This window comes from Acidiplasma sp., from assembly GCF_038728925.1.
Taxonomy (GTDB): Archaea; Thermoplasmatota; Thermoplasmata; order Thermoplasmatales; family Thermoplasmataceae; genus Acidiplasma; species Acidiplasma aeolicum.
The window spans coordinates 1-10,444 of the sequence record NZ_JAVYSZ010000024.1; the positions used below are offsets into that span (position 1 = coordinate 1).

Consider the following 10,444-nt stretch of genomic DNA (forward strand, 5'->3'; position numbering starts at 1 on the left):
TATATAGAATCAACAAATCCCTGTGTAACAGGTGATACAAGAATATACACATCCGAGGGAATAAAAACAGCAAAACAGCTGTATGATGAGGGAGAGCCATTAAATATAAAGATAGATGGAAGGCTTGGCGGTAATTTTAGGAAATCATCAAATGTCATTTATACAGGCTATAAGGATGTATATAAGATAACAACCAGGGAGGGATTCGAAATAAAGGTAACCGGAGACCATAAAATCTACAGCGATGAAAGAGGATGGGTAGAGGCATTAAAATTAAGAAAGGGCGAAAAAATAAGAATACTAAATGAAGGAGGAGCCTTTGGAAGCTATGGCAGCCTTGAGGAAGGAAGGGTCCTTGGATGGCTTGTGGGAGATGGCCATATAAATAATGGGAATAACAATGATCGTGCTGTACTATCGTTCTATGATAAGGATCGCGTATTGGCAAAGGATTTTGAAAATTATGTAAATAATATAATAAGACCATCAACGAATAACCGTGATTACCATGTAGGACTGGTAAACATAGAGAGCAGAAACTGCACAACAATAGCATCTGAAAGATTAAAGGAAATGGCTAAAGAATATGATTTATTGGATGAAAAATTAAAGGTTCCTGACAAGGTATTTGAAGGTTCCATGGAAATGCAAAAGGGATTTATACAGGCACTGTTCGAGGCAGATGGAACTGTTTTATTTTCAACTAAATCAAGGCATGCTGTTAGGCTGGGTTCTATAAGCCTTAAACTTTTGAAACAGGTACAGATGTTATTATTAAATTTCGGCATCTATAGCCGTATTTACAAAAACCGTAAAAAGGCAGGAATCAAAATGCTCCCAGATTCACACAGAAATATGAGACTATATACAACACAAGATTTTCATGAACTTGATATATCTGGTATAAATCTTATAAATTTTGCAAGGAATATAGGGTTTATATCTGAAAGAAAAAATGCTAGAATGGATGAGGTAATAAATAGTTATACAAAAGGCCCAAAAAATGTTTCATGGGTTGCACGGGTTGAAAATATAGAATACATAGGCAAGGATGACGTCTATGATTTGGTGGAACCATCTACTCATTCATTTGTAGCTAGCGGAATTTTGGTACACAATTGTGGCGAGCAGCCGCTTATGCCCTATGAATCCTGCAATCTTGGATCAATAAATCTATCAAAATTTGTGGAGAATGGTCAGTTTAATTTTGATAAGTACAGGGAAACAATAGACATAGCCACAAGGTTCCTTGAAAATGTTGTAGATGCCAATAAATTCCCTGTTGAGGAAATAAAAAATATGACAAGGAAAACCAGAAAAATAGGCCTTGGATTAATGGGGTTTGCCGATATGCTCATAATGCTCGGCATTCCATACAACAGCAATGAGGCCCTTGAAATGGCAGAAAAGGTCATGAAAACACTTAATGACGAATCACATCTTGAATCACAGAGGCTTGCAGAGGAAAGAGGGGTATTTCCTGGATGGTATGGATCAGAATGGGAGGAAAACGGAATAAAGATGAGAAATTCAACAACAACAACCATTGCCCCAACAGGTACAATATCCATAATTGCCGGATGTTCCTCATCAATTGAGCCATTATTTGCCATAGCCTTTGTAAGACATGTGCTAAACGGGCAGGAATTACTGGAGGTAAATCCCCTATTTGAGGATGCCCTAAGGTCAAGGGGGCTTTACTCAAATGAGATAATGGAAAAGGTTGCACAGACAGGGAACCTGCAGAATGTTGATTTACCTGATGACCTGAAATCAATATTTGTAACTGCGCAGGAGATAGATCCTGAATGGCATGTAATAATGCAGGCCACATTCCAGAGATACTGTGATTCCGGAGTATCAAAGACAATTAACCTTCCCTATGAGGCAACTCCAGATGACATTGCAAAGGCATACAGGCTCGCAAAGGATCTGCACTGCAAGGGTATAACGGTTTACAGGGACAGGAGCAAGAGCCAGCAGGTATTATATGCAGGAACAAAAAAGGAAACTGAGGAGACAAAAAAAAGTGATGAGGAAAAAAAAATTGATTTATCATTAAAAATGCCGGATAAATTCCTGAAACTTGACTCCACATTTGACCCTGCATGCCCAACAGGAAAATGCGATTTATAAAATATTTTATAATATCCTTATTTTAAATTTATACATTTAATGGATAAAAAATACATATTAACACAATTGTTGTAAATTACTATTTAAAAATTTTCAAGAATATTTGTGAAATAAAAAAATGCGTTGTATGGTGATTTATAGGGATTAAAATATTCATGGACCTCCTGATCCGGGCCTGTGCCTGCTGCCATATAGTAAAAATTATCTGAGGTCTGAAGATATCCAAAGAGTTTTTCATCAATTTTATCGCCCTTTGATAACAAAATATTTAGCGCCTCAACCTGCATACTGTTTCCAGTCCATGGTGATAAGTCCCTCCCGGTATCAGCCCATGATATTGTGGAATCCGTATTTATAACTGATTTAACAGAAAATTTTAACGCGTCATTTACCCTGAGGTCGTTTATATTATTTTTAATCATTTCAGTTTTCAATGATTTTAAAAATTCAAAAATTCCCGTGGAACTGTCCTGATGCTCCCCAAAGGTCTCATAATCCATAAAAATATTAATTACATCGCCTTCTGAGTGTTTAATCCAGGATGCATATTTTTCGGCTGTAAGTGGAAACTCTGGCCACGATCTGTTTGAGAATCTAAATGATATGTCATCACTTAAATTATAATTCCTTAAAAGCATTCCTAATCCATTAATATCCTTATAAACAAAGTTGGGTGAATTGGCGTTATTGAATCTGTCTGTAAATTCTGTTAAAATTAAATTGTATCCAATATTTTTAACAATCCTGCCAATATTTGTATTGTAAATCAATTCTGTATTTCTAAAATTTTTGGGTTTGATTCCAAATACATTTTTCATTTTTTCAGCATGCATGGAAATTTGTTTTTTAAATTCGTTTTCATCATAGATTCCTGCAAGGCTATGATAATAGGTTTCATCAAGCAATTCCCCAAGCCCGGATTTAAAGTATTCCTTAAACACATCAAGAACCTCTGGATAAAACACCTCAGCCTGTTCTATAAATGTACCTGATAATGAGAATGTGGCATTTATATTATTCTCCATTAAAATTCTTGTTGCAGGTATGTATGATTTTTCCGAAATTCTTTTAAAAATCCTCTCATTTTCAGAGTCCCAGAAGAATGAATTATTATTGCCTATTTCGTACCTTCTGTAAGGTCTCAGCCTACGCGGCTGGTGAACCTCAAAATACATTATTACATTATCCGTCATATTGATCTGTATACCTCCATTGTTTTAATGGCAGCACTCTCCCATGTAAATTTCCTTGCCTCAATCTGGCCATTTATACCCATGGTCTCTCTTAATCCCCTATGAAGAAGCATTGAGATTATATATTCGGATAAAAGTTCAGTGTCCCAGTAATCAGATCTGAAAACATTATGAAGCGCCTCACCAACACCGGTTGTGTAGCTAATTATTGCGGGGGTTCCGGTGCTCATTGCCTCTATAACAGACATGCCAAATGGCTCGGATACCGCGGGGAGCAGAAACACATCACTGTTTTTATAATAGTATATCTGCTCATTAAAGCTTACAAAGCCCCTGAATATAACATTCCTATTTATTCCAAGTTCACCTGTAATCCTCCTCATTTCAGGTTCCTGATCACCGGTACCGGCAAATGTAAATTTAATATCTGGAAATTTCTTTATAACACGGTATGCCGCATCCAGGAAAAATCTTGGTCCTTTCTGTGTTGTAATTCTCCCAAAATAAAGAATGTTTCTGTATAAATCATAGGATTTCTGCGGCATGTTTATGAATGTATTATCTATACCATTATGCACAACATAAATTTTTTTTGGATCTGCATTATAATATTTAATAATCATCTTCTGGGTGTATTCTGATACGGCTATTATCCTGTCAGCATATTTTATGCCCCTTCTTTCAATGTCCATTATATATTTTTGTGGGAAAAAGTTTCCGGATCTGTCTATTTCTGTACTGTGCACTGTTATTACAAGTGGTTTATTATATCTTTCCTTAAGCTCAATGCCCGCCTCAAATGTAATCCAGTCATGGCAGTGTATAATATCGGTTTCAGGATCGAATTGATCAACAACCATCTCATTATAATATTTTATCTTTTCATTAAAATCATGAAATTTAATGCCATCGAATCCGGTATAATAACTTTCATTTCTTATATTTTTTTCATTAATTTTATAATTGGTTTTCACCCTTTTTACCCTAAATGGATAATATGGATAAAGTCCTGAAACATCTGGAATATACAGCGTTACATCAAAAATCTTATTTATAATTGAAAATATATTTATGGTATGAACACCCAGGCCACCTGAAAATGCAGGCGGAAGCTCCCAGCCGATTACAGATATCCTCATTTAATTGCCCCCAAGATCCTCAAAGTAAGATCTTATTAATTCCCCGTAACTCCATGCCTGAAGTATGCAGCCCTTTGGCGTCCCATCATCATCAAAGAGTTCCGGTATTTTCCTCATGTTATATAGTGATGAAAAATAATCAAGCAAATCTGAAGCACTGTTGCCTGACCTTACAGCCGCCGTAATATAAGGGCCTGCAAGCCACGGCCATATGATTCCATTATGATATGCCCTGTCACGGTGAAGCCGGTCACCGGTATATACAGGTATGTAATCAGGATCCTCTGGGGATAATGTTCTGAGCCCATATGGTGTTATAAGGTATTTATCAACCTGATTTTTGTATTTATTAAAGTTATTTAATACCGGGAATGGAAGTGAAAAGGCAAAAATAAAATTAGGCCTTAATCTAAAATCATCTGGAAGCACATCGTAAATTTTTCCATCATGCATGTATAGATTTTCAAAATTTTTTTCGATATACTTATATATATTTTTATAGGAATCATCATAACCAATTGAAACCTCATTGCAGAGGAACTCATATGTTTTAAGCGCATTATACCATAGTGCATTTATCTCCACAGGCATTCCTGAACGTGGCGTGAATATTATATTATTATACTCCGCATCCATCCACGTCAGCTTGCCCATCTTTAATTTTATAAGGTTATTTTCCATAAAATAATAGTCATTACCCCTAATATATCCATCTATAATTTCCTTAATTGCCGGCATAAAATGCCTTATGGTGTTAACATCTTTTGTGTACTCATAATACTTATAAACTGCATAGATAAACCAGAGCGATACATCTGCAGCATCATATTCCCCTGCCATTGTTTTGGGAATTATCCCATTTTTCATTTGCCTCATATATGTAAATAGAATATCCCTGGCAAGTTCATATCTGCCGGGTATAAGCGCAAGCCCCGGCAGGGATATAAATGTATCCCTGCCCCATGGGCCAAACCAGTAATATCCCGCTATTATATTATTTTTAAGGAGGAAAATATTTGCCTTTTCATACATGTTTTTTATATTTATTCTATTTGATCTAATTTTATATCTGCTTTTAATGTATTCTTTAAGGGTATCATCAAAGGATTCGCCAGCATATGATGCATCAGAATGCACAGTAATTTCAATGTTTTTGCCTGGATGTCTTAGCTCAAAGTGCCCCGGAAGATACAGATCCTCCTCATAATGTGATCCTCTTTCAATTTCAACAGGATACTGAAAATTATAATACCACAAATTATCTGTAATAAAATTGCCATCAGATCCAATCCAAAGATTATTTTGAACGGATGAAAAATGAACAAATTTACCATTTTTCTGCCATACAAAAATACGATCACCCTTTCTTATTATATCATTGGAATTTCTAAAACTTAATAATGGATAAAATCTTGCAATTTCAGGCTCAGGGTCCATTTCATATTTTATTATTAAAACATCCTTAAGTGGATGCATAATTATGCTTTTTTTTATTTTGAAATTCTGTGAAGAATATACAAACTGGGGATATGGATCATCATTAAGGTCACTTAAATATTTTCTGCCGTCGGGAAATACAGTGCCCGGATAGTAATTTGAATCCAGGTTTATCCTATCTGAATCAAATTCAAATTCCTCAAAGAATTTTGAAAGCATTACCATTCTATCATAATTCTCATTTATATTTTTTACAAAAATGCCGTGATACGTCCTTAGATTTGCAAAGGATGCTGAGGATGATGAATAGCTTGCATTTTTATTTGCAATGATCCACTCATAATTATAATCCATATTAAATTAATAAGCCAAGGGATTATATAATAATTCCTAAAATACTAAATTCATCCACAGGGTTTGATAAAAAAATTAGTTAATTGCTAAATTGTTTTGCACTTTATATTTATATAGTAAAAATAAATAAAGTATAATATGCTGCAAAAATGGATAGCCCTATCCAATACAACAATAGGGCAGCTAATGGCCACAATAAATACGAGCATAATAATAGTGGCACTTCCACCAATTTTCAGGGGCATACATCTGAACCCACTGGCACCACAATCATTTCCATATCTTTTATGGACAATAATGAGCTATATGATTGTTGTATCAGTTCTGCTGCTTACCATAGGCCGGCTTTCAGATATGTACGGCCGTGTGAGGCTTTTTAACTTGGGTTTTTTAATATTCACAATCGGATCCATACTGCTTTACCTAACCCCGGGAACAGGATACACAGCAGCCACCGAATTAATTATTTTTAGAATAGTTCAGGCTGTTGGTGGATCATTTATAATGGCCAACAGCTTTGCAATCATTACAGATAATTTTCCAGGTGAGGGACGTGGATTTGCCCTATCCATAAATAGCGTTGCTGCTGTATCCGGTGTGAGCATAGGCATAGTCCTTGGAGGATTTTTATCGGTAATTTACTGGCGTGATGTTTTTCTCATAAGCGTTCCTGTTGGTATATTTGGCACATTCTGGTCATATTTTAGACTTAAGGAGACATCAATGAAGAAAAGGGACAGGCTTGATATACCCGGAAATATTCTATTCGCCGCCGGTATTATAATAATTCTCATTGGTGTGACATATGGAATAACACCATACGGGAAAAATCCAATGGGATGGACAAATCCATTTGTTATAATTTCACTGCTTACCGGTACATTGCTGTTAATAATCTTTCCCTTTATTGAGAAAAAATCAGGGAACCCAATGTTTAGGATTGATTTTTTCAAAATTAAGGGGTTCAGCATAGGCAATTTTACTGCGTTCATATCCGCCATGGAAATGATGGGATTAATGTACATGTTAACAATTCTGTTTCAGGGTGTATGGCTTCCAATACATGGATATCCATTTTATATAACACCATTATGGGCAGGGATATATATGCTGCCAATGACAGTTTCCATGGGCCTTTTCGGTATACTTGGGGGGCGTTTATCAGACCGTTATGGATTCAGGATTTTAACATCTGCAGGCCTATTTATATCAGCATTTTCATTGGTTCTGCTTGCATTTTTACCATATAACTTTTCATACTATTTAATGGGCATAATACTTGTTATATTTGGCATTGGTTATGGCCTTTTCAACGCTCCAAACATTTCTGCGGTAATGTCTGTGGTTCCTCCTGAAGCCCGTGGAACCGCATCCGGCATGGTGAATACAATGAGGAATACAGGATATACTGCCAGCATGGGGTTATTCTTTTCCATTCTTATATATGGGCTTTCTAAATCATTGCCTGTAACAATTTCCTCCAGCCTAAGGGCAAAAAATGCAGGACAGCTAATACCATATTTAATCCACATGCCACCCACCGAGGCCATATTTGGAACCTTCCTTGGAATAAACCCTGTATCAGCAATCATCTCAGGAATTCCAGGGCCTGTAATTTCCTCTGTACCTGCAAATGCATTATCCACGATTACTGGAAATACATGGTTTTCCTATGTTTTTGCCCCTGCCTTCATGGGGTCCCTTGACACTGTTTTCTTTATAGTGGCAGGCATAACGGTATTTGCAGGATTAATCTCATTGCTCAGGGATAGGGATAGGATAAGTATTGATAAAAAAACAGGATCCTCCTCTAAAATTATTAAAAGGCTTAAGGAATATAAATAATTAAAATATACCATATAATGAATAGTTTTATATTCATTAAATAATTTTATTTATTATGGACAGAAAAATCTTAATGCATGTTGGACCAACCATGATTGATATTGATGTTTTACTGGCCGGTGTAAGGAATAATACCGGATTTGCATCACCAGAATTTGTTACTTCCATGGGAAATGCACTTAACGGATTAAAATATGTAATGAATGCCCCTGATTACCAGCCATTCATACTTCCGGGCAGCGGAACCATGGCCATGGAGAGTGTAACATCATTATTAAAAAAGGGTGATAATGTACTTATAGTCAGCTCCGGTGTTTTCGGGGATAGATGGGTAAACATTTTTAAAAAATATCCCCTAAACATCAAGCATTTAAGATCAGAACCCGGCCATATAATCCCGCAGGAGGAGGTTTCAAGAGAACTGGAAAACGGAAAATATAAAATGGTTACAATAACACAGGTTGAGACAAGCACCGGTGTTTTATATCCTGTGGAATCCCTTGTAAAGAAAATACGTGATAAGGTTGATATCATTGTTGTTGATGCGGTTGCCAGTGCAGGTGCCGAAAAATTAAATGTGCAGGACTGGGGCATAGACGTCTGCCTCACAGCCAGCCAGAAGGCCATGGCAGCACCACCCGGTGCAGCCCTAATGGTTTTATCCCAGAACGCTGTTAACCATTTATCAGAAAATTCAATATCAGGATTTTACACAGATTTAAATCAGTGGATTAAGGTTATGAACAGCTTCCAGAACGGTAAATCAGGATATTATACAACACTTCCTGTGCATATAGTATTCTCACTGGAAAAGGCATTTGACCTTATAAGGGAGGAAACTCTTGAAAACAGAATAAAAAGGCATGAAATAGTTTCAGGTGCAATCAGGGCCGGATTAAATGGTATGGATATGCCTGTAATGGCTGAAAAGGGTTTTGAAAGCCACACAGTTACCGGAATGATGCTTGATGGCATAAGCATGAATGATTTTCTTTCAGAATGCCTTAATAATGGTATAGAAATGGCCACAGGCATAGTCCCGGAATATGCTGGAAAATATGTAAGAATTGGACATATGGGCTGGATAAACCAGAACGATGCAATTTCAACAGTGGCCGTAATAGAGCGGGTTCTGAGGGATATGGGCAGGAAAATACCTGCCAATTCTGGTGTATCTGCAGCACAGGAATATCTATCCTCAAACATTAAAGACTAAATTTTATTCAAATGTAAAAATCATTTATTTTTGTATATAAATTATAATTTTCAATTTTAAAATCCCTGATAAGTATTTCCATATATTTTTTTCTTGCATCATCCATTGGTATTTTAAATCCCTTTATTTCCTCAATTGAGGTCATTATCTCAGGATCAAAATTGCAGGGGTTTATCAGATAAAATTTTTTAAGGTCTGTATTAATGTTTAATGCCATGCCATGCAGTGTTGAAAAACCTTTTATTGCGAGGCCTATTGAACATATCTTTTTATTATTTACCCAGACACCTGTTTTTTCATTTAGTTCAGGATGAGCATCAATATTATAAATTTCAAGGAAATCAGTAACGGTTTTCTGAATCAATCTGATAACATCAAGCACATTCTTATTACCTTCCTTCATATTTATAATAAAATATGCTACCAGCTGTCCAGGGCCATGGTATGTTAAATATCCACCGCGCTCAGTCTTTATAATGTTGTCCATTGCGCCTTTATAGTGAACACCTGAGGTATAAACATCATTATGTTCAAGAATTATAAATGAATCATCTATTTTATTCTGATTCCTTAAATTATTTAACCTTCTCTGAAAATCCAGAATTTTTTTATAATCCTCAACACCAAGCACATAAATATCTGGCATAATATGATATTATGAAACAGTATATATTTAATTTGCAAAGGACTTTTTTTGATTTTTATTATATTTATGGGCAATCTTTAAATAAATCATTTATATATTAAGGCATATGCCACAGGATACAAATTTGAAACAGTACTATACATCGTTTAAATATCAGTTACTGGGTTATATTAAGACCAAAAGGTTTATCGGGCTTACCCTTTTTTCATTAATAGTTTCGATTGCGGTTATACTTTTAATGTTTCATGTGGAATACACAACGTTAAAGGATTCAAACTCGCCAACATTTTTTTTAAAATATCTTGATACATCACTTCTGGATATTATTGTTGTAGTCGGTTCATTTTTTGGTGGTGATTTAATTTCAGGCGATGTTGGCACCGGTTCAGCATATTACATACTTGTTCAGCCGGTAAAAAGGTCAGTTTTATTTCTTGGGAAGTATACCGCTGCACTGCTATCATCCTTTTTCATAGTT

7 protein-coding genes and 1 pseudogene are annotated in these 10,444 nt (G+C 35.7%); 4 read left to right on the forward strand and 4 right to left on the reverse strand.

Features of this window, described 5'->3' with window-relative positions; all coding sequences use genetic code 11:
• Positions 1 to 2,136, forward strand: a 2,136-nt coding sequence (locus QXW15_RS07350; protein WP_342790238.1) for an LAGLIDADG family homing endonuclease, incomplete at its 5' end; no start/stop codon positions are given.
• Positions 2,137 to 2,219: 83 nt separating this feature from the next.
• On the opposite strand, the gene QXW15_RS07355 is transcribed toward QXW15_RS07350, so the two are convergent.
• Genes QXW15_RS07355 through QXW15_RS07365 form a run of 3 tightly spaced genes read right to left on the reverse strand, consistent with a single transcriptional unit; the run spans position 2,220 to position 6,259 of the window.
• Positions 2,220 to 3,329: a glycoside hydrolase family 57 protein gene (locus tag QXW15_RS07355; RefSeq protein ID WP_287951059.1), complete on the reverse strand. Its 1,110-nt coding sequence runs from the start codon at positions 3,327 to 3,329 to the stop codon at positions 2,220 to 2,222.
• The gene (locus tag QXW15_RS07360; RefSeq protein WP_048101537.1) at positions 3,326 to 4,468 is read right to left on the reverse strand and encodes a glycosyltransferase family 4 protein; all 1,143 of its coding nucleotides are present in this window, start codon (positions 4,466 to 4,468) and stop codon (positions 3,326 to 3,328) included. Before QXW15_RS07360 ends, QXW15_RS07355 begins: the two co-directional genes overlap by 4 nt.
• Complete coding sequence (locus QXW15_RS07365; protein ID WP_287951061.1) at positions 4,469 to 6,259, reverse strand: amylo-alpha-1,6-glucosidase; 1,791 nt, start codon at positions 6,257 to 6,259, stop codon at positions 4,469 to 4,471.
• Between the two features lie 138 nt (positions 6,260 to 6,397).
• Here QXW15_RS07365 and QXW15_RS07370 point away from each other — a divergent pair, with 138 nt between their 5' ends.
• Positions 6,398 to 8,104 (forward strand): MFS transporter, encoded by a 1,707-nt coding sequence (locus QXW15_RS07370; protein WP_342790242.1) that lies wholly within the window; start codon positions 6,398 to 6,400, stop codon positions 8,102 to 8,104.
• Between the two features lie 55 nt (positions 8,105 to 8,159).
• Positions 8,160 to 9,320 (forward strand): alanine--glyoxylate aminotransferase family protein, encoded by a 1,161-nt coding sequence (locus QXW15_RS07375; RefSeq protein WP_048101534.1) that lies wholly within the window; start codon positions 8,160 to 8,162, stop codon positions 9,318 to 9,320.
• 7 nt (positions 9,321 to 9,327) lie between these two features.
• Here the strand turns inward: QXW15_RS07375 and lipB are convergent, their stop codons facing one another.
• Complete coding sequence (gene lipB, locus QXW15_RS07380) at positions 9,328 to 9,966, reverse strand: lipoyl(octanoyl) transferase LipB (RefSeq protein WP_048101533.1); 639 nt, start codon at positions 9,964 to 9,966, stop codon at positions 9,328 to 9,330.
• A 106-nt stretch (positions 9,967 to 10,072) separates the two neighbouring features.
• On the opposite strand from lipB, the pseudogene QXW15_RS07385 reads away from it, so the two are divergent.
• Positions 10,073 to 10,444 (forward strand): annotated as a pseudogene (locus tag QXW15_RS07385) (ABC transporter permease); the annotation flags it as partial.

What these genes read in the sequence shown, in the direction of transcription:
- QXW15_RS07355 (WP_287951059.1), bottom strand. Translation starts at nt 3,329, where the DNA reads ATGACGGATAATGTAATAATGTATTTTGAGGTTCACCAGCCGCGTAGG.
- QXW15_RS07360 (WP_048101537.1), bottom strand. Translation starts at nt 4,468, where the DNA reads ATGAGGATATCTGTAATCGGCTGGGAGCTTCCGCCTGCATTTTCAGGT.
- QXW15_RS07365 (WP_287951061.1), bottom strand. Translation starts at nt 6,259, where the DNA reads ATGGATTATAATTATGAGTGGATCATTGCAAATAAAAATGCAAGCTAT.
- QXW15_RS07370 (WP_342790242.1), top strand. Translation starts at nt 6,398, where the DNA reads ATGCTGCAAAAATGGATAGCCCTATCCAATACAACAATAGGGCAGCTA.
- QXW15_RS07375 (WP_048101534.1), top strand. Translation starts at nt 8,160, where the DNA reads ATGGACAGAAAAATCTTAATGCATGTTGGACCAACCATGATTGATATT.
- lipB (WP_048101533.1), bottom strand. Translation starts at nt 9,966, where the DNA reads ATGCCAGATATTTATGTGCTTGGTGTTGAGGATTATAAAAAAATTCTG.